Below are 19,647 nucleotides of genomic sequence, written 5' to 3'. Positions count from 1 at the left end.
GGCAGAGAGCCGCCCGGCAAGGTCCGGCACGAAGGAGGACAGATGACGACGGCCACGGAGCTGTTCCGCAGCGCGCGGGACTTCCTGCTGGAGCACCGCGAGGACTACACCGCCGCCTACGAGGGCTTCACCTGGCCCCGCCCCCGGGACTTCAACTGGGCGCTGGACTGGTTCGACGTCATCGCCGACGGGAACGAGCGCACCGCGCTGCACATCGTCGAGGAGGACGGCTCCGAGGTCCGGGTCTCCTTCGCCGAGATGTCCGCCCGCTCCGACCGGGTCGCCAACCGGCTGCGGGAGTGGGGCGTGCGTGCCGAGGACCGCATCCTCGTCATGCTCGGCAACCAGACCGAACTCTGGGAGACCGCGCTCGCCGCGATGAAGCTCCGCGCCGTCGTCATCCCGGCCACCCCGCTGCTCGGCCCCGCCGACCTGCGCGACCGCGTCGACCGCGGCAAGGTGCGGCACGTGATCGTCCGCGCCGGGGACGCCGGCAAGTTCGACGACGTGCCCGGCGACTACACGCGCGTCGCCGTCGGCGGCACGGCACCCGGCTGGCTGGACTACACGGACGTGTACACCGCCGACGCCGGCTTCACCCCGGACGGCCCCACCGCCGCCGACGATCCGCTGATGCTGTACTTCACCTCGGGCACCACCGCCCGCCCCAAGCTGGTCGAGCACACCCACGTGTCGTACCCGGTCGGTCACCTGGCGACCATGTACTGGATCGGTCTGCGGCCCGGGGACGTGCACCTGAACATCTCCTCGCCCGGCTGGGCCAAGCACGCCTGGTCGAACCTGTTCGCGCCGTGGAACGCCGAGGCGACCGTCTTCCTGTACAACTACACCCGGTTCGACGCGGCCCGCCTGATGGCCGAGATGGACCGGGCCGGGGTGACCACGTTCTGCGCCCCGCCGACCGTGTGGCGCATGCTCATCCAGGCCGACCTCACCCAGCTCGCGCACCGACCGCGCGAGGTCGTCGCCGCGGGTGAGCCGCTCAACCCCGAGGTGATCGAACAGGTCCGCGAGGCCTGGCGCGTGACCGTCCGGGACGGCTTCGGCCAGACCGAGACCGCCGTCCAGGTCTCCAACAGCCCCGGGCAGGTGCTGAAGACGGGCTCGATGGGCCGCCCCAGCCCCGGCTACCGCGTCGAACTCCTCGACCCGGTCACCGGTGCCCCCGGCGCCGACGAGGGCGAGATCGCCCTGGACCTGTCCGCGCATCCCGTCGGCCTGATGACCGGCTACCACGGCGACCCCGACCGCACGGCGGAGGCGATGGCCGGCGGCTACTACCGCACCGGCGACATCGGCTCCCGGGACGCCGACGGCTACCTGACCTACGTCGGACGCAGCGACGACGTCTTCAAGGCGTCCGACTACAAGATCTCCCCGTTCGAGCTGGAGAGCGCCCTGCTGGAGCACGAGGCGGTCGCCGAGGCGGCGGTCGTGCCCGCACCGGACGAACTGCGCCTCGCGGTGCCGAAGGCGTACGTCGTGCTGGCGGCGGGCTGGGAGCCGGGACCGGACACCGCGAAGGTGCTGTTCGAGCACTCCCGCGAAGTCCTCGCCCCCTACAAGCGCCTGCGCCGCCTGGAGTTCGGCGAACTGCCCAAGACCGTCTCCGGCAAGATCCGCCGCATCGAGCTGCGCGAGGCCACCGCGGCCGGTTCCGCGAACGAGTACCGCGAGGAGGACTTCCGGTGACCCCACCCCCGTCGTACGCCCACGGCACCAGCACCACCCCCCTGCTCGGCGACACCATCGGCGCCAACCTCGACCGGGCGGTCGCCGCCCACCCGGACCGCGAGGCCCTGGTCGACGTACCGTCCGGACGCCGGTGGACCTACGCCGAGTTCGGCGCCGCCGTCGACGAGGTGGCGTGCGGACTGCTGGCGAAGGGCGTCAGCCAGGGCGACCGGGTCGGCATCTGGGCGGTCAACTGCCCGGAGTGGGTCCTCGTCCAGTACGCCACCGCCCGCATCGGCGCCGTCATGGTGAACGTCAACCCGGCCTACCGGGCACACGAGCTGGAGTACGTCCTCCGGCAGTCGGGCATCACCCTCCTCGTCGCCTCCCTCGCCCACAAGGGCAGCGACTACCGGGCGATCGTGGAGCAGGTCCGCGGCCGGTGCCCCGCGCTGCGCGAGACCGTCTACATCGGCGACCCCTCCTGGGACGCGCTGAGCGAGGGCGCCGCGCGGGTGCCGCGGGACCGCCTCGACGCCGTCGCCGCCGGGCTGAGCTGCGACGACCCGGTCAACATCCAGTACACCTCCGGCACCACCGGCTTCCCCAAGGGCGCCACCCTCTCCCACCACAACATCCTCAACAACGGCTACTGGGTGGGCCGCACGGTCGGCTACTCGGAGCTGGACCGGGTCTGTCTGCCGGTGCCCTTCTACCACTGCTTCGGCATGGTGATGGGCAACCTGGGCGCCACCTCGCACGGCGCGTGCATCGTCATCCCCGGCCCGTCCTTCGAGCCGGCCGCCACGCTGGAAGCGGTCCAGCGGGAACGGTGCACGTCCCTGTACGGCGTCCCCACCATGTTCATCGCGGAGCTGAACCTCCCGGACTTCGCCTCGTACGACCTGACCTCGCTGCGCACCGGCATCATGGCGGGCTCGCCCTGCCCGGTGGAGGTGATGAAGCGGGTGGTCGCCGAGATGCACATGGAGGAGGTCTCCATCTGCTACGGCATGACGGAGACCTCCCCGGTCTCCCTCCAGACCCGCATGGACGACGACCTCGAACACCGCACCGGCACCGTCGGCCGGGTCCTGCCGCACATCGAGGTGAAGGTCGTCGACCCGGTGACCGGGGTGACCGTGCCGCGCGGCGACGCCGGTGAACTGCGCACCCGCGGCTACAGCGTGATGCTCGGCTACTGGGACGAGCCGGAGAAGACCGCCGAGGCGGTCGACGCGGGCCGCTGGATGCACACCGGGGACCTCGCGGTGATGCGCGAGGACGGTTACGTGGAGATCGTCGGCCGCATCAAGGACATGATCATCCGGGGTGGCGAGAACATCTACCCGCGCGAGGTCGAGGAGTTCCTCTACGCCCACCCGAAGATCGCGGACGTCCAGGTGGTCGGCGTCCCGCACGAGCGCTACGGCGAGGAGGTCCTCGCCTGTGTCGTCCCGCGCGACGCCGCCGACCCGCTCACCCTGGAGGAACTGCGGGCGTACTGCGACGGGCAGCTGGCCCACTACAAGGTGCCCAGCCGCCTCCAGCTCCTCGACTCCTTCCCCATGACCGTGTCGGGGAAGGTGCGCAAGGTGGAACTGCGGGAGCGGTACGGAAAGCCCGCCTGAGCGCGACTACTGGACCAGTTCCAGGTGCGGGTGGTCCGCGTCCACCGGGCAGACGTGGAGTTGCAGGGCGTAGCCGCCGGCGACCACGACCCGGGTGTAGTTCGCCGGCGGAACGCCGGGGGGAAGCGGGTCGCGGGCCTGGTCCCCCTCGGGGGCCCAGCTCGCGGTGCCCTTGTTCCACTCGGTCGAGGCGATGGTCAGCAGCGGGTCCATGCCGGTGCCGCAGGCGGAGCAGGTCCGGGGCACGGGATCGGTGACGCCCCAGCGGGACCAGCCGCCTGCCTTCCAGCCGGGCGAAACGGACAGGTGGCTGGTGTAGAACTCCTGCGGCGCCACGGAGTAGGCGCTGTCCACGGCGTCCCCGGCCGCCTCCCAGCTGCTCCAGTCCGCCAGCCGCCCCTGCGACTCCTTGTCCAGCTCCAGGAAGTGGGGGTACTCGGTGACTTCCTCGGGGGAGAGCAGACACGGCTGGGGCACGTAGTCGGAGAGCTGGACCGCGGGCGGCTCCGGAGGTGAGCCGAGGACGTCGGTGACCTCGGCCGCGGACCGCCAGTACAGCGCGGTCCTGGGGTGCGTCGGGTGGTCGAAGGGACACCACAGGACCTGGAGCAGATCGGCGCCGGCCCGCCCGGGCGGGCGCAGCAGCGGGACGTCGCGCACGTACAGCTGCGCCACGGGCAGCATGGCGACCGGGCCCTCGGGCCACGGGCGGCCGGCCTTGATCCGTTCGAGGACCGCCCGCTCCTCGGGCGTGTACCCGGACGCGGCGGCCTCGTTGATACGCCGCTGCACCCGCACGTCCTCCGGTGACGTGGGCTCGTTCACCCCGTCCCACTCGTGCGGGCCGTCGCAGTACGGCCACGGCTCGCCGGCGGGCCACAGCAGCGGCCCGCCGACCGAACTGTCATGCCGCGACGGGGACCCGGCCCGAGGGTGCAGCCGGGTCGCCGTGCGGGCCAGCGGGGCCAGTTGAGGGAAGAGCGCGGTCACGTCGAACGGCCGCGGTGGGGTGGTACGACTCATCCTGGCTCCCGATGGCGTGCTCAGCCGGGTTCAGTTCCCGAGGTTCAGCGTCCCGGTGTTGCCCTTGGTGTTCGTGATGTAGACCTCGGGGAACAGCGGCTGGGACGTTCCGTCCGCCCGCTGCACTGTAGCGGTCATCGTGACCCCCACGGGGATCGTGCTCGTGGCGTCCTTGTAGTCGGGCGTCACCTGGTAGAAGAGCGCGTCCGTCGCCTTGAAGTTGGGGTCCTCCTTCACCAGTTTCTGAGCCGCCTGCTCGAAGGTCCGCATGCTGGGTGTGCCGGTGTTCATGCCGTACTGCCAGCAGGGCACGAGGTTGTCCTGTCCGCCGTCCAGCACCTGGCCCTTGCCGCCGAGGATGTTGGGGATGAGGTGGCACCGGGCGAGCCCGGTGTTCGGCGAGTGGGTGTCGCGGTACAGCTGCGCGTCCTGCCATCCGGTGATGTCGCCGGAGGCGTCGCTGCCCTCGTCCAGGTTCTTGCCCAGGCAGGCCTGCGCCACGGCGGCGCGGGTACCGGGCCCGTTCGGGGTGGTGGTCTTGTTCACCTGGGGGACCGCTTCGGTGGTGTTCCTGATCCAGCCGTCACCGGCCCGCAGCGATCCGTTCGGCTGCGTCCGCAGGCAGGCTCCCTGCGGCTGGTCGGCCGAGCCGGTGATCTCCACCTTGAACGGCTCCGCCTCGACGACCCGCTGGTTCACGAAGCCGTCGGAGAGCTGGTTCTCGGCGGACTGCCGGTCCGCGGCGGGGACATGGGCGCGCACGCAGGACTTGCCGAGGTCGGCGTCCCCCAGCTGCTGGACGGCCCAGCCTCCGCCGGTGTCCTTGAGGACGATCTCGGCACACAGGGCGCCGTCGGTCCCGCCTTCATGGGTGGCCGCGAAGGGGAACATGCCGCAGCTGTCGTTCGCGACGACGTCCGGCAGGGCCTGGAAGGGCTTCGACCCCCCGCAGGTGCGACCGGTGCGGTCGGCGATGCCGTTCTTCGCCCGGGTCAGCGGCTTGTCGCGTCCCCAGCCGCCCGCGTTCTGCTGGGCCCACTGGTATCCGACCGCCGCGGCGCCCGCGGTGGCGTCGATACTGACCACCGGCATGATGCTGGGCACCACGCAGCCGGGGCCGGGCGTGCCGGCGGACGCGGTGTCCCGGACGTCGTCGTCGCAGCGGATCCGCTCCGGGTTGCTCCAGGACGCGCTCGGGTCGATGATCTGGGCGCCGGGATAGGACACGAACAGTTCGTACGACGTCGTGAACTCGACCGCGGTACCGGCGGCCGGGGTGGAGGAGTAGGCCACCCGCCCGGTGCGGGAGTCACCCTTGACCAGGGTGCCCTTGTACCAGGGGGCCGTCTTGGTGGCTTTGCAGCCGGCCGAGCAGGCGGACCTGAACCTCGCCTCCAGCGTGGTGACGGCCCCGGTCGCGCCGGTCATGGTCACGGTCACGTGCTCTTCCCACGACGTGCCGTCGGCGGGCAGGAGGGCACTGGTCGTCACGCTCAGCGTGCCGGTGCCGATCTGCTGCCCGTTGCTGTCCTTGAGCACGTACAGCACGGTGAGGCCGTTCACGCAGTAGCCGAAGCGGTTGAACTTCCACGTCCCGGGAGACGTGATCGTGCAGGTGGCCGAGTCGGCGTCGGCCGAGGCCCGAGGCTGCGCGGCGAGGCTCTGCCGCGCGGCCGCCTTCACCGGTGCGGCGGTCGTGCTGACGCAGGCCTGCACGGCGCCCGCCCGGCGCTCGCGGGAGCCTGCCGCGGTGGGCTCGCAGCGCTCCCCGGGGGTCACCTCGACCGGCCTGGTCTTCGTGGGCACGGACACCGGATCGGCCGGGTCGGTCCGGTCGGCCTGGCGGGACGCCTGCGGCGCTGCCCCGGGCGTCTCCTGCGCCGGGGCCATCGCCGTGGTGGAGGCACCCAGGGCCACGACGGCCAGCAGGGAGAGGAGGACGCGCCGGGAGCGCGGTATTCGAGACGAGGGTCTCATGGTGGGACTGCCCTTTCGCGTGTGACGTACTGCCCGGTGCGGGCCGGCGTGCCCGGCCCGCGGGCGGTCAGAAGATGGACGACAGTCCGCTGGTGATGGAGGAGACGAGCTCCTTGCCCTCCTCGGCGACCTTGTTGACCACGGGGGCCACCTTCTTGATGCCGGTGGTCACGAGCTTGCCCCGGCCGAAGGTGGCCAGGTTCAGTGCGGTGCCGCCCAGGGACTCGACGAACTCACCGCTGGTGAAGCCGTGTTCGATACCGGTGAACAGGGCACCGAGCGCGCCGGCCCCGAGGGACACGTAGCCGAAGAAGGCCGCTCCGGCCGCAAGCGGCGGAAAGGCCAGGCTGGCCAGCCCCAGACCGGCGGCGATGAATCCGGAGGCGATGCTCACCTTGTTGGCGGCGTCGGCCCACCAACCGGCGTCCGACCACCAGTCCTCCTCGGAACCGGAGCCGGTGCCGGTGCCGTTCGGGTGGACCTCGTCGTTGGTGCCGTTGTCGGCCGGGTCCCTCCCCTCCTCGCGCTCCCGCTTCGCCTTCTCGGCGGCCTCCTTGGCCTTCTGGGCGATCTCGGCCTGGCGCTTCTGGACGGCGATGCTGCGGGCCTCGCTGGCCGCCGCGGCCGCCGTGGCCTTGTCCCGGCCGGCCTCCAGGGCGGACTGGCGGGCACTGGCCGCCGACGCCTGGGCGCTGTAGGAGGACTGGAGTGCCGAACGGGCCGCGTCCACCGCCTTGTTGGCGGAGTAGTTCGCCGACCTGGCGGCACCCCGCGCGGTCGACGCCGCCGACTTGGCCTGGTTCGCGGAGGTCTGCGCGTCCGCCGCCGACCGGTCCGCCGCGTCGGCGTTCTCCCGGGCCTGGTCGGCGTAGCCCTCCGCCTTGCTCGCGGCGTCCAGGGCCTTGTCGGCCCACTCCTTCGCCTCGGCCGCGGCCTGGCGGGCGTCGGCGGCGGCCTTGGAGGCCAGCGCGGCGTTCTGCTGCGCCGTGTAGGCGATCTTCGCCGCGGCCGCGATCGCCCCGCGGACCGCCGCGACGTGGGTGGCCGAGTCGTGGTCGAGCTGGGCCGCCTGGTGCCGCACGACCTGGACGAAGTTGCGGCGCATCCAGGTGGGACCCTCTAGGGCGACCTCACCGTACGACTTGACGTACTCGCCCCCGTTCGCCACCGAGGTGGCGGTCTCCACCGCGTCGTCCTCGCGGATCGCCTCGGGGTACGTCCGCTCGAAGAAGTCCTGGAGGGCTTCGGGGGTGTTCTTGTCCAGCGCGTCGTTGGCGGCCTTGATGACCGCCTTGCCGGGCTTCTCGTTGATGATCCGGGCGATCTGGACCTTGTTGTCGTCCTGCGAGGCCCGGATCATCCCGGAGGTCAGGAAGTCGCCCACCGCCGCGGACTCGCTGCTCGCCAGTGCCGACTGGGCCGCCTCCGCGATGGCGGGGCTGGATATCTGGGCGATGTACAGGACGGTCTCGCGGTCGTCCTGGTTCTGGGCGAGAGTCCGGTCGAGGTCGACCCAGGACAGGATGTCGTCGTCGGTCCCGGCCAGCGCGTGCTGGGCCGCCTCCCGCGTCCACGCGCCCTTCGCCTCCAGCAGCCCGGTGGCCGCCTTGCGGCCGAGCGTGGCAGCGAGCGCCAGGTCACCGGTCTCCCACAGCGCCTTCTCGGCCGCCGCGATCACCTCTTTGAGGGCCGCGGCGGTCTGGGCCTCCTGGCTGCGCTTGTCCTCGTACTCGGCCTGTTCCTCCGCCTCGATCTCGGCGAGCAGGCGGGCCTCGTCCATGCCCTGGAGCCGGTCCTGCTCCAGGCGTGCCAGTTCCGCCTCCCGGGCGGCCGTCTCCACCGCCATGGCTTCCTCGACGGTCTTGGTGGCGGTGTCGGCCGCCTTCACGGCCGCCGCCGCGTGCGCGGTGGACTTGTTCGCGTAGTCGATGGCCTGACCGGCGAACTTCACCGCCTCCTCGGCGGCGGCCGCCGCCTTCTCGGCGTGTTCGGCGGCGGAGTCGGCGGCGTCCCGGGCCTTGCGGGCCGCGCCGGCCGCGGTGTTGGCGAGGGCCTGGGCCGTGGAGGCGGCGTTGGTGGCCCGGTTGGCGGCGGTCGTCGCGATGGCGGCCTGGCGCTTGGCCTCGGCCGCCTCGGACTGGGCGGCCCCGGCGGCGCCCGCGGCCTGCGCCGAGGCGTTGGCGGCGGCCGCGGCGTTGCGCGCGGCGGAGGCGGCCGAGGAACCGGCGTTGGCGGCCTGCGCGGAGGCGGCCGCGGCGTAGTCGGCGGCCTTCGCGGCGGAACGGGCCTTCCCGGCCGCGTTCTTGGCGGCGACCGCCGCGTTCTTGGCCGCCTCGGTCTTCTTCGCGTCCTTGGAGGCGGCGATGGCGGCGTTGTAGGCGGCGGATGCGGCGTTGCCCGCCGTCGCGGCGGCCTGGGAGGCCGCGGTGGCCGCGGAGGAGGCGCGCCGGGACGCGGTCACCGCCGCGTTGGAGGCGCTGATGGCGTTGCGCGCGGCGTTCGCGGCGCCCTTGGCCGCGCTCGCGGCCTTGCGCGCGGCCGCGGCGGACTTCGCCACGTCGTCCTTGGCCGCGGCGGCTTCCGCGGCCGCCTTCTCGGCCGCCTCCTTGGCCTTCTCGGCCGCGGCCTGGGCGCGCGCCGACGCCTCCACGGCCTGGTCGGTCTCGGCCTGGGCGCGCTTGCCCTCGCGCTCCACCACCGCGACGAGTTCGGCGATGGTGGCCGCCTCCTGGTCCCGGGCCCGGGCGATGTGCTGCCCGGTGTCGAGGAACCACTGCACGTCGTTGGCCGTACCGCTCATCGCGCGGTCCGCGTACTTCCGCACCTCGGGCCCGCCCTGGAACAGCATGGACGACACCTGGACCCTGGCGTCCTCCAGCCGGGCGTCGTACTGCCCGTCGGTGAGGAAGGTCTCCAGCGCCGCCTGGGTACCGGCGTCCAGGGCGGCGGAGGCCTCGCGCCGGACGGCCTTGTCGCCGGTGGAGGAGACGATGGACGTCGCCACGCCCAGATCCTCCAGCAGGGCGGGCTTGTACCCCGTCCCGAGGAAGGCCGCGATGGCCGCGTCGCCGTTGTCGAGCGCGGCGACCGCCTCGCGCCGCAGGCCCTTGCCGGACCGGGCGAGGTAGCGGGCGACGGCGACCCGGTTGTCCTCGACCGTCACCTTCGGCAGGGTCTCCGCGAGGAACGTCCGCACCTCCTCGTCGGTGCCGTAGAGCACGTAGGCCGCGGCGGCCTTGGTCGCCTTGCCGCCGGTGGCCCACGCCTGGACGACCTTGGCCCGCTCGGTGTCCGGCAGGGTGAGCGGGTCGGCCGGCGCGTCGCCGGCCGCGGCGCTCGCCGGGCGGGTGAACGACAGCGGGGTGGCGGCGACAGCGGTGACGGCGGCCGCTGCGCCGAGGAGCCGTCTGCGACTCCAGAACGACGTCTGCATAAGGGTTTTCTCCTGGCGTTGGTTTCGACGGGAATTGAGACGGGACGGAGAGCCGGAGTGACCATACCAATGGGCGTCGAACGTAAAATGAGTTGCGTCCGGGCGTAATTGATGATCCGCCAGATCGCATACTGACAACGCCAGTTGCTTCTTCACGACTTCTCCACAGACCTCCGTACAACCTTTCCTTGAGGTGTCGAGAGTCACACGGGATCTTCAACTGGCGTCCGTTTTGGCGCAGTTCATGCCGTGGACAGTGATCGAAGATGGAGGTGGCATGGACAGGCTCAAGCGGAGATACGGAATGGCTAAGGCCTTTTTTCTGCATTTCCGCGAGGTCTGGGGGGCCCTCATTGAATGCGGAGCCTTCATGCCTTTCAGGGGAGCCGGATGACGGGCATCCGGCCGAAAGAATGGATTTGGACTGCGATGAAGGTACGCACCACCATTGCGCGTGTGCTCGGCGCCTCCGCCCTCGCCGGCGGCCTGGCCTGGGCCGTGCTGGCGTCCGGCGTCCAGCCGGCGGACGACGGCCCGGCGGTGTCCGTGGCGGACGAGGCTCCCGGCTACGCCGTCGAGGACTTCGCCTATCCGCAGGCCGACAAGATCCTCGAGGAGCAGGGCATCGTCCTCAAGCGGGGTGACGGCCACATCACGCTGGCCGACTGCTCCAGCGGCACCGACCTGCTCCAGGTCATGGCCCGGCGCGAGTCCCAGCCGTTCTGCTTCAAGACCGTCGGCGACTCGGGCTGGCTGACCCTGGAGATCCCCGCCGTCTACGTCATGCGGGGCAACGAGTACGCGACGCAGGTGGACATGACCGTCGGGGACGAGGAGAAGTCCTTCGACCTCGAGAAGAACACCTGGACCTCGGTGGGCGAGAGCGCCGACGAGCAGAACCGTGAGCACCTGCTCGTGGAGATCAGGACCTCCAAGTAGTCCTCAGCCGACGCCCTTTGACGCATCTGCCACCAAGGAACCCCACCATGCGACACACCAGACCCGTGCGCCTCGCCGCACTGGCCGCCGCCCTGACCGCGGGACCCCTCGTCCTGACCGCCGTGCCTGCGGCCGCCGTGACGGGGCCCGCCGCCTCCGCCTCGGACACCACGCACGCCTACACCGCGCAGATCGTGGTCGGCGACCACGACCGCGGCTGCTCCGGCGTCCTGGTCGACGCCGAGTGGCTGCTCACCGCGGCCAGTTGCTTCGCCGACAAGCCCGCCGAGAGCCTCGCCGTGCCCGCCGGCAAGCCGGCCAAGACCACCACCGCGACCATCGGCCGCGCCGAACTCACCGGCACCCAGGGCGCGGTCCGCCAGGTCGTGGAACTGGTCCCGCGCACCGACCGCGACGTCGTCCTGGCCCGGCTCAACCGCCCGGTCACCAACGTCACCCCCCTCGCGCCGGCCACCACCGCCCCCACCGCGGGCGAGGAGCTGACGCTCGCGGGCTACGGCCGCTCCAAGACCGAGTGGGCGCCGCTGAACCTGCACACCGGGGTCTTCTCGGTGGACGCGGCCGCAGCCACCACCGCCACCGTGACCGGCAAGGACGGCGTCGCCGCGTGCATGGGCGACACCGGTGGCCCGCTGGTCCGCACGGTGAACGGCACCAAGCAGCTGGCCGCCCTCGCCAGCCGCTCCTACCAGGGCGGATGCTTCGGCATCGACGCCGCCGAAACCCGCACCGGCGGCGTCGTCACCCGCGTCGACGACCTCGGCTCCTGGGTGGCGTCCAAGGTCGGCGCCAACCGGATCACCGACTTCAACTGCGACGGCGTGGCGGACATCGCCGTCGCCGACCCCGAGGCGACCGTCGGCGGCAGCGCCAAGGCGGGCCTGGTCCGCGTAGTGTACGGCGGCGGCAAGGGCACCGCCGAGCTGAACCAGGACCTCGACTGGATCCCGGGCGGCGCCGAGGGCAACGACCTCTTCGGCCAGGCCATCGACACCGTCGACTACAACGAGGACGGCTGCACCGACCTCGCCGTCGGCACCCCGGGTGAGAACCTGGGCGACGCCACGGACGCCGGCATGGCCGACCTCCTGTACGGCGCCCCGGGCGGCCTCGGCACCGGCGCCACCAAGAACACGCACTTCCAGCAGGCCGAGGGCAACGGCTCGATCAAGGGCTCGACCCCGGAGAGCGGCGACCTGATGGGGCAGGCCATGGTGGCCGGCACCACCGCCGCCGGTGAGCCCTTCGTCGTCATCGGCACGCCCGGTGAGGGCCTCGGCGACGCCGCCAAGGCGGGCGAGGCGTTCTACGTGCGCGGCGGCACCAACGTCTCCGTCCACCAGGACAAGCTGGGCGTCCCGGGTGGTGTGGAGGCGAACGACGGCTTCGGCGCCGTCCTGGCCGCCGACGCCAACCACCTGGCCATCGGCGCGCCCAACGAGAACATCGGCGGCGACGACGCGGCGGGCAACCTCGCGGTCTTCACGCACACGCTGAACAGCGAGCAGCGGCCCACCGCGGTCTTCGGCCTCGACCAGGACCTGGACACCGTCTCCGGCGGCGCCGAGGCCGGCGACCGCTTCGGCGCGGCCCTCGCGCTGGCCCCGTACCGTCCGTCGGGCGCGGCCACCGCCAACGAGTCGATCCTCGCGGTCGGTTCCCCGGGCGAGGCCCTGAACGTGGACGGCGTCAGCAAGGCGCAGACCGGCGGCGTCATCACCTTCCGGGTCACCGCCGCGGGCACCTACACCCAGCTCGACGGGTACTCCTCCGGTACGGCCGACGACGACGTCTCCGGCACCTCGGAGGCCGGTGACCACTTCGGCGCCACCATCACCGCGATCAACACGGCGCCGCGCGCCGTGAGCACCGCGGCGACGATGAGGATGGCCATCGGCGTCCCGGACGAGGCGATCGGTTCGGCGGCCTCCTCCGGCGCGGTCCACGTCTTCTCGATGCTGGGCGCGCCCGGCGCCAACGACAAGTGGATCGAGTCCGGCGACGGCGACGGCATCCCCGGTGCCCCGGGAGCCAACCAGCGTCTGGGTTCGAGCATCCACTTCACCGGCACGCACCTGTACGTCGGCATGCCCTACGGCCCGGGCGCCCGCGGCGCGCTCTACGCCCTGCCGATGTCCAACGTGACCCTCGGCCAGCCCACCGCCGCCGTCACGGCCTACCAGCCGGGTCAGGGCGGGCTCCCCGCCGTCGGCACCACCTTCGGGTACGCGGCGAGGTAGTCACCGCGGTACTCCCCAGCAGCACCTCTCAGTCGGCCGTGGCGTCCAGCGCCACGGCCGACTCGTTCACCGGGCGCGGCACTCCCGTCGGGTCGAGCACGAACAGCGCCACCCCGAGCAGGTCGGCGCGGACCCGGGCGTCCCCGGCGTATCCGGTGAGGGAGAAGTAGACGCACCGCGCGGACTCCGCCATCGCCGTCAGCCACAGGCACTCCACGTCCCGCAGCGAGGCCGGGCCCGCCGTCGGATCCACCTGGACGACGAGGCCGGCCGCGGCCAGCCCGATGCCCGACAGCGGCCGCTGGTCGGCGCGGCGCACGTCCCGGTGCCCCAGCCCGCGCAGGTACAGCACGGCCGCGGTCACCGCGTCACGCGCGGTGCGGATCGGGACCGCCCGGTGGGCCGGGACCCGTGACCCGGGGGCGCGCCCGGACGCGCCCCGGGCCGCGTCGTCCACCGGTACGCACAGCACCGTCCCGCACGGGCACCCCAGCTCCGGCCGCGGCCACCGGCTGCGTGCCCCGCAGGCCGCGCAGCGCAGGGCGACCCACTCCTCCTCCCACGCCCGGTGGGTGACCGCGGTGGCGGTACCGCGCGGATCGAGCACGGGCGCGACGGGCTCCCCGCACGCGCACGGGTACGAGGGTGCCGTGTAGCGGTGCCGCCGCCCGCAGGCCGTGCAGCACACCGAGATGGTCTCGGACATGACCCCATCGTCCTCTCTTGACTGCCCTCGGCCGCCCACTTACATTACTTCCAGATCGTAGAAAACAAATTTCGCTATACGGAAGTTGCTACGGAAGAAGCTCACCGCGGGGCGCGACGGGAGTGCGAATCCGACAGCCGGAGCAGGAGTACTCGATGGCTCGTATGACCGCTGCCCGAGCGGCAGTTGAGATTCTCAAGCGCGAGGGCGTCACCGACGCGTTCGGTGTGCCGGGCGCGGCGATCAACCCCTTCTACGCGGCGCTCAAGGCGTCCGGCGGCGTCCAGCACACCCTCGCCCGCCATGTCGAGGGCGCCTCGCACATGGCCGAGGGCTACACCCGTACCCACCCCGGCAACATCGGTGTCTGCATCGGCACCTCGGGGCCGGCCGGCACCGACATGATCACCGGCCTGTACTCGGCGATCGGCGACTCCATCCCGATCCTGTGCATCACCGGCCAGGCGCCGACCGCGGTGATCCACAAGGAGGACTTCCAGGCCGTCGACATCGCCTCCATCGCGAAGCCGGTGACCAAGATGGCCGTCACCGTCCTGGAGGCCGCCCAGGTCCCCGGCGTCTTCCAGCAGGCGTTCCACCTGATGCGCTCGGGACGTCCCGGTCCGGTCCTGATCGACCTGCCGATCGACGTCCAGCTGACCGAGATCGAGTTCGACCCGGAGACCTACGAGCCGCTCCCGGTCTACAAGCCGGCCGCGACCCGCGCCCAGGTCGAGAAGGCGATCGGCATGCTCAACGCCGCCGAGCGCCCGCTGATCGTGGCCGGCGGCGGTGTCATCAACGCCGACGCGGCCGACCTCCTGGTCGAGTTCGCCGAGCTGACCGGCACTCCGGTCGTGCCGACCCTGATGGGCTGGGGCCTGCTGCCCGACGACCACGAGCTGAACGCCGGCATGGTCGGCCTCCAGACCTCGCACCGCTACGGCAACGCGACCTTCCTGGAGTCCGACTTCGTCCTCGGCGTCGGCAACCGCTGGGCCAACCGCCACACCGGCAAGATCGACGTCTACACCAAGGGGCGGAAGTTCGTCCACGTCGACGTCGAGCCGACCCAGATCGGCAAGATCTTCGCCCCGGACTACGGCATCGCCTCCGACGCCAAGGCCGCGCTGGAGCTGTTCGTCGAGGTGGCCAAGGAGCTGAAGGCGGCCGGCAAGCTGCCCGACCGCTCCGCGTGGGCCGCGTCCGCGCAGGAGCGGAAGGCCACGCTCCAGCGCCGTACGCACTTCGACGACATCCCGATCAAGCCGCAGCGGGTCTACGAGGAGATGAACAAGGCATTCGGCCCGGAGACCCGGTACGTCTCCACCATCGGCCTCTCGCAGATCGCCGGCGCCCAGATGCTGCACGTCTACCGCCCGCGGCACTGGATCAACTGCGGCCAGGCGGGCCCGCTCGGCTGGACCGTCCCGGCCGCGCTCGGCGTCGCCAAGGCCGACCCCGACGCCCAGGTCGTGGCGCTCTCCGGCGACTACGACTTCCAGTTCATGATCGAGGAACTGGCCGTCGGCGCGCAGCACAAGATCCCGTACGTGCACGTCCTGGTCAACAACTCCTACCTGGGCCTGATCCGTCAGGCGCAGCGGGCGTTCGAGATCGACTTCCAGGTCAACCTGGAGTTCGAGAACATCAACTCGCCCGAGCTGGGCGTCTACGGCGTCGACCACGTCAAGGTCGCCGAGGGCCTCGGCTGCAAGGCGATCCGGGTGACCGACCCGAACGAGCTGGGGGCGGCCCTGGAACAGGCCAAGAAGCTCGCCGCCGAGCACCGGGTGCCGGTCGTCGTCGAGGCGATCCTGGAGCGCGTCACCAATATCTCGATGTCGGGCACCAACGACATCTCGAACGTGGTGGAGTTCGAGGAGGTGGCCACGGAGCCGGGGCACGCCCCGACCGCGGTCAAGACGCTCAAGGTCTGACCCGCACCACCCGCACGGCCTGAGGGCGAGGGCGGTCCGTCGACGCGACGGGCCGCCCTCGCGCGCGTCCCGGGGCGCTCAGTCCCCTCCGCCCCCACCCCCCGATCCGCAGCCCCCGTGGTCCCCGTGGCCCGAGCCCCAGTCGCCCGTGACCGAGTCCTCGTACTCGTCCCGCCACCGGAGGAACCTGCCCCGGCCCAGGGAGAAGCGCACTCCCTCCTTGGCGGCACCCGGGTCCGTCAGGCCGGTGCGCAGCGCGAAGCGAGGCAGGAGCATGCGCAGAGCGGCGTCGCCGTGCAGGGCCACCGCCAGCAGCGTGTCCTCGTCCGACAGCCCGTGCCGGACCCTCGGCAGGGGGTGCCGTGCCCGCCAGAACTCCACGTGCCGGCGGGCGCCCCGGGTGGGGCCCAGCCGGGGGTAGCGCAGCAGCCCCTCGTCCGCGAGCGGGATGCGCGCCAGCGCGACTGCCAGGCGCACGTCCGGATGCCGGACCAGCTCACGGGCGGTGCGGGGCTCGCGCAGGCAGTCGAGGACGGTGCCCGCGAACGGCCCCAGCCCCTCCGGCTCCGGCCCCGTGGCGCACAGCGTCCTGCGGGGGCCGATCTCCAGCGCTCCCCGCAGGTGCAGGTCGACCACCGCCACCGTCACCGCGGCCCGCGGCCCGCCGCCCAGCAGTGCGATCTCGTACGGCTCCCGGCCGATCTCCGTGCCACCGTCCATGGCCCTCACCCCCGTGTGTCCGGGGATGTGCCCGGCGCGGGGGGTGGTTCAAGCGCGCGGCCGCGTTCTCAGAGGAAGACTTGAGGGAGGACGTGGGCGCGGTCAGCCCCGGGGGCGCTCGTGGTGCTCGTGCAGCCCCGGCCACTCGTCCGGGCCGCCGCCCTGCCACTCGACGAGCGCGTCCTCGGCCACGTCGGTCACGTACAGGTCGGCCAGGCGCAGCAGTTCGGCGACGTCGTCGATGTGGGAGGCGACGCCCAGTGTCTCGTCGCCGGAGGTGACCCGGCGGGAGCCGTCGAGGGCGGGGGAGTGGACGACGATGTGCGGATGCTCCGGTGGATGTGCCATGACTTCAGGCTGCTGCGGGCGCCCGGGATCCGCACCCCGGCGAACGCCGGAGAGCGCCGGATGCGGGACCGTCCGCATCCGGCGCTCTCCAGCCGGTGAAGGTTCTTCACGTGGTGTCCGTCCGGCGGCGCGAGGCTGGGCGCGACAGGTCGTTCGCGCCGCCGGACGGAGTTCTGGGGCCTCTGGGGAAAGCAGCGGCACGGTGTGGCTGGGACCGCGGCGGTGCGACGGGCCCGGAACGCTCCTCCCCTCAGGTCGTAGGAGGGACGTCCGTGCCCTTCACCACCGCACTGGCTCGCTGCCGCCGCGGTCCTCGCCCTGCCCGCGCCGGCACCGGGCTCTCACCCCTCATCCGGGCTGCTCGGTGCCTGCGCGCGGGCCGCGCACACGGTCCCGGCCTCCCCGCCGGGTTCCGTGCGCGAGCCTGTGGGTCAGTCCTCGCGCAGGGCGCGGACCGCCTCCTCGACGCGCTTGCCGTACTCGGTGTCGGCCGCGTGGAAGTGCGCGAGGTTCTTCTCGACCACGTCGTTGCGGGAGACCTGGGACAGGCCGCCGGCGATGGTCGCGATCAGACGCTTCTTCTCGTCCTCGGACATCAGCCGGTACAGCTCACCGGCCTGGAAGAAGGGGTCGTCCTTGGTGTGCTGCGGCGCCTCGTGGGTGCCGGTGTGGCCGGAGACGGCGAGCGGCGCGGCCAGCGCGCGGCCGGTCTCCACCGGGCCGTCGTAGGAGTTCGGCTCGTAGTTCTTGGCGTCACGGCCCTGTGAGTTGGACGCCATGAGGCCGTCGCGGCCGTAGTTGGCGGCGCCGCCCGGCACCGCCTTCGGGGCGTTCACCGGGAGCTGGGTGTGGTTGACGCCCAGGCGGTAGCGGTGGGCGTCCGCGTAGGCGAACAGCCGGCCCTGGAGCATCTTGTCGGGGGAGGGAGCGATGCCCGGAACGAAGTTGTTCGGGGAGAACGCGGCCTGCTCGACCTCGGCGAAGACGTTGTCCGGGTTGCGGTCGAGCACCAGGCGGCCCACCCGCTTGAGCGGGTAGTCGGAGTGCGGCCACACCTTGGTCACGTCGAACGGGTTGAAGCGGTAGTTCGCCGCCTCGGCCACCGGCATCAGCTGCACGTGCAGCGTCCAGGACGGGTACACGCCCCGCTCGATCGCCTGCACCAGGTCGGTCTGGTGCGAGGTCGGGTCCTGCCCGGCCTGCTCGGCCGCCTGCTCGGCGGTCAGGCAGCGGATGCCCTGGTCGGTCTTGAAGTGGTACTTGACGAAGAAGGACTCGCCCTTGGCGTTCGTCCACTGGTAGGTGTGCGAGCCGAAGCCGTCCATGTGGCGGTACGACGCCGGGATGCCGCGGTCGCCCATCAGCCAGGTCACCTGGTGCGTGGCCTCGGGCGAGTGCGCCCAGAAGTCCCAGACGTTGTCCGGCTCCTGACGGCCCGAGAACGGGTCGCGCTTCTGCGAGTGGATGAAGTCGGGGAACTTGATCGGGTCCTTGATGAAGAACACCGGGGTGTTGTTGCCGACGAGGTCGTAGTTGCCCTCCTCGGTGTAGAACTTCAGCGCGAAGCCGCGCGGGTCGCGGACCGCGTCCGCGCCGCCGAGCGAGTCGGCCACGGTGGAGAAGCGCAGGAAGACCTCGGTGCGCTTGCCGACGGTGCTCAGGAAGTCGGCGTGCGTGAAGCCGGTGACGTCGTCGGTCACCTCGAAGTGACCGTAGGCGCCGGAGCCGCGGGCGTGCACCACGCGCTCCGGGATGCGCTCCCGGTTGAAGCGCGCGAGCTTCTCGATGAGGTGCTGGTCCTGGATCAGGAGCGGGCCGCCGATGCCGGCGGAAGCGGAGTTCTGGTTGTCGGCGACCGGGGCGCCGGACTCGGTGGTGAGCACGCGCTGCGACATCGTGGACCTTCCGTGGTCTTCCGTGCGAGATTCAGCGGAAACTTGTTTCCGCTTCGTGGAGCCTAGATTTGGGGCGGAGACACGTCAACAGTTTGTTGAAGTGGGTTCCGGGCGGCGCCGCCGCTCGGGCGCGACAGGACAGGTGTCAGCGACGGCGCCGCCCGGAGGTCTGGTGAGGTGCGTACGGTCAGACCTGGGCGCCGGACAGGCGCTCCACGGCCCGCAGCAGGGCCGAGTGGTCCAGGCCGCCGTCACCCTGGGCGCGCAGCGACGCGACCAGCTGGGCCACCACGGCGCCGACCGGCAGCGCGGCGCCGACGTTGCGGGCGGCGTCGGTGACGATGCCCATGTCCTTGTGGTGCAGGTCGATGCGGAAGCCGGGCTTGAAGTCGCGGCCCAGGAAGTTGTCCTTCTTCCGCGTCAGTACGGTCGAGCCGGCCAGGCCGCCGTTGAGGACGTCGAGGGCGGCCTTCAGGTCCACGCCCGACTTCTCCAGGAAGACCACGGCCTCGGCGCACGCCTGGATGTTCACGGCGACGATGAGCTGGTTGGCGGCCTTCACGGTCTGGCCCGAGCCGTGCGGACCGCACAGCACGATGGTCTTGCCGAGCGCTTCCAGGAGCGGCTTGGCCTCGTCGAAGTCGGCCTGCTCACCGCCGACCATGATGGACAGCACGGCCTCGATCGCGCCGGCCTCGCCGCCCGACACGGGGGCGTCCAGGACGCGGATGCCCTTGTCCTTGGCGGCCTTCGCGAGGTCCACGGAGGTCTGCGGGGTGATCGAGGACATGTCGACCAGGAGCGCGCCGGACTTCGCGTTCTCCAGGATGCCGTCGGGGCCGTAGGCGATGGCCTCGACCTGCGGCGACGCGGGGACCATCGTCACGACGACGTCGGCGTCGCGCACGGCCTCGGCGATCGAGCCGGCCACGGTGCCGCCGGCGGCGGACAGGCGGTCCAGCTTCTCCTGCTCCAGGGTGAAGCCGGTGACCTGGTAACCGGCCTTGATCAGGTTCTCGGACATGGGGGAGCCCATGATGCCGAGACCGACCCAGGCGACCTTGGGGAGCGTGCTCATG

Annotated in this window: 13 protein-coding genes; 5 read left to right on the top strand and 8 right to left on the bottom strand. The window is 71.9% G+C overall.

The window, feature by feature from the left end; all coding sequences use genetic code 11:
- The first annotated feature begins 42 nt into the window (after positions 1–42).
- On the top strand, positions 43–1,713 hold the full coding sequence (locus ACZ67M_RS08835) for an AMP-binding protein (RefSeq protein WP_469850178.1): 1,671 nt from the start codon (positions 43–45) through the stop codon (positions 1,711–1,713).
- The gene (locus ACZ67M_RS08830) at positions 1,710–3,326 is read left to right on the top strand and encodes an AMP-binding protein (protein WP_469850177.1); all 1,617 of its coding nucleotides are present in this window, start codon (positions 1,710–1,712) and stop codon (positions 3,324–3,326) included. The genes ACZ67M_RS08835 and ACZ67M_RS08830 overlap by 4 nt, the downstream gene beginning before the upstream one ends.
- Before the next feature lie 6 nt (positions 3,327–3,332).
- Here ACZ67M_RS08830 and ACZ67M_RS08825 read toward each other — a convergent pair whose 3' ends face one another.
- The 3 genes from ACZ67M_RS08825 to ACZ67M_RS08815 all read right to left on the bottom strand — a co-directional run bounded on the left by ACZ67M_RS08825 (position 3,333) and on the right by ACZ67M_RS08815 (position 9,759).
- Complete coding sequence (locus tag ACZ67M_RS08825) at positions 3,333–4,349, bottom strand: hypothetical protein (protein WP_402474843.1); 1,017 nt, start codon at positions 4,347–4,349, stop codon at positions 3,333–3,335.
- A 30-nt stretch (positions 4,350–4,379) separates the two neighbouring features.
- Positions 4,380–6,326 (bottom strand): DNA/RNA non-specific endonuclease, encoded by a 1,947-nt coding sequence (locus ACZ67M_RS08820; protein ID WP_469850176.1) that lies wholly within the window; start codon positions 6,324–6,326, stop codon positions 4,380–4,382.
- Positions 6,327–6,393: 67 nt separating this feature from the next.
- Entirely contained in the window at positions 6,394–9,759 is a 3,366-nt protein-coding gene (locus ACZ67M_RS08815; protein WP_469850175.1) for an ALF repeat-containing protein, read from the bottom strand.
- Between the two features lie 429 nt (positions 9,760–10,188).
- Between ACZ67M_RS08815 and ACZ67M_RS08810 the strand changes: the two genes are divergently transcribed.
- Positions 10,189–10,698, top strand: a complete 510-nt coding sequence (locus tag ACZ67M_RS08810; RefSeq protein WP_385793930.1) for a hypothetical protein — start codon at positions 10,189–10,191, stop codon at positions 10,696–10,698.
- A 47-nt stretch (positions 10,699–10,745) separates the two neighbouring features.
- A complete protein-coding gene (locus tag ACZ67M_RS08805; protein WP_469850172.1) occupies positions 10,746–12,959 on the top strand; it encodes a trypsin-like serine protease in 2,214 nt (737 codons plus the stop codon).
- 28 nt (positions 12,960–12,987) lie between these two features.
- Here the strand turns inward: ACZ67M_RS08805 and ACZ67M_RS08800 are convergent, their stop codons facing one another.
- A complete protein-coding gene (locus ACZ67M_RS08800; RefSeq protein WP_361358131.1) occupies positions 12,988–13,665 on the bottom strand; it encodes a hypothetical protein in 678 nt (225 codons plus the stop codon).
- 155 nt (positions 13,666–13,820) lie between these two features.
- Between ACZ67M_RS08800 and gcl the strand changes: the two genes are divergently transcribed.
- Entirely contained in the window at positions 13,821–15,605 is a 1,785-nt protein-coding gene (gene gcl, locus ACZ67M_RS08795) for a glyoxylate carboligase (RefSeq protein WP_360892505.1), read from the top strand.
- 78 nt (positions 15,606–15,683) lie between these two features.
- On the opposite strand, the gene ACZ67M_RS08790 is transcribed toward gcl, so the two are convergent.
- The 4 genes from ACZ67M_RS08790 to ACZ67M_RS08775 form a co-directional block, all read right to left on the bottom strand.
- The gene (locus tag ACZ67M_RS08790) at positions 15,684–16,325 is read right to left on the bottom strand and encodes a TIGR04222 domain-containing membrane protein (RefSeq protein WP_392012018.1); all 642 of its coding nucleotides are present in this window, start codon (positions 16,323–16,325) and stop codon (positions 15,684–15,686) included.
- A gap of 102 nt (positions 16,326–16,427) precedes the next feature.
- On the bottom strand, positions 16,428–16,673 hold the full coding sequence (locus tag ACZ67M_RS08785) for a hypothetical protein (protein ID WP_469850170.1): 246 nt from the start codon (positions 16,671–16,673) through the stop codon (positions 16,428–16,430).
- Positions 16,674–17,104: 431 nt separating this feature from the next.
- Positions 17,105–18,568, bottom strand: coding sequence for a catalase (locus tag ACZ67M_RS08780; protein ID WP_469850168.1), 1,464 nt, complete (start codon positions 18,566–18,568; stop codon positions 17,105–17,107).
- 187 nt (positions 18,569–18,755) lie between these two features.
- Positions 18,756–19,646, bottom strand: coding sequence for a 2-hydroxy-3-oxopropionate reductase (locus tag ACZ67M_RS08775; RefSeq protein ID WP_161330992.1), 891 nt, complete (start codon positions 19,644–19,646; stop codon positions 18,756–18,758).
- Position 19,647: the final 1 nt, after the last annotated feature.

The sequence above is a fragment of the Streptomyces sp. NPDC107500 genome (assembly GCF_055582785.1).
This window is presented reverse-complemented; position numbering and strand designations above follow the sequence as displayed.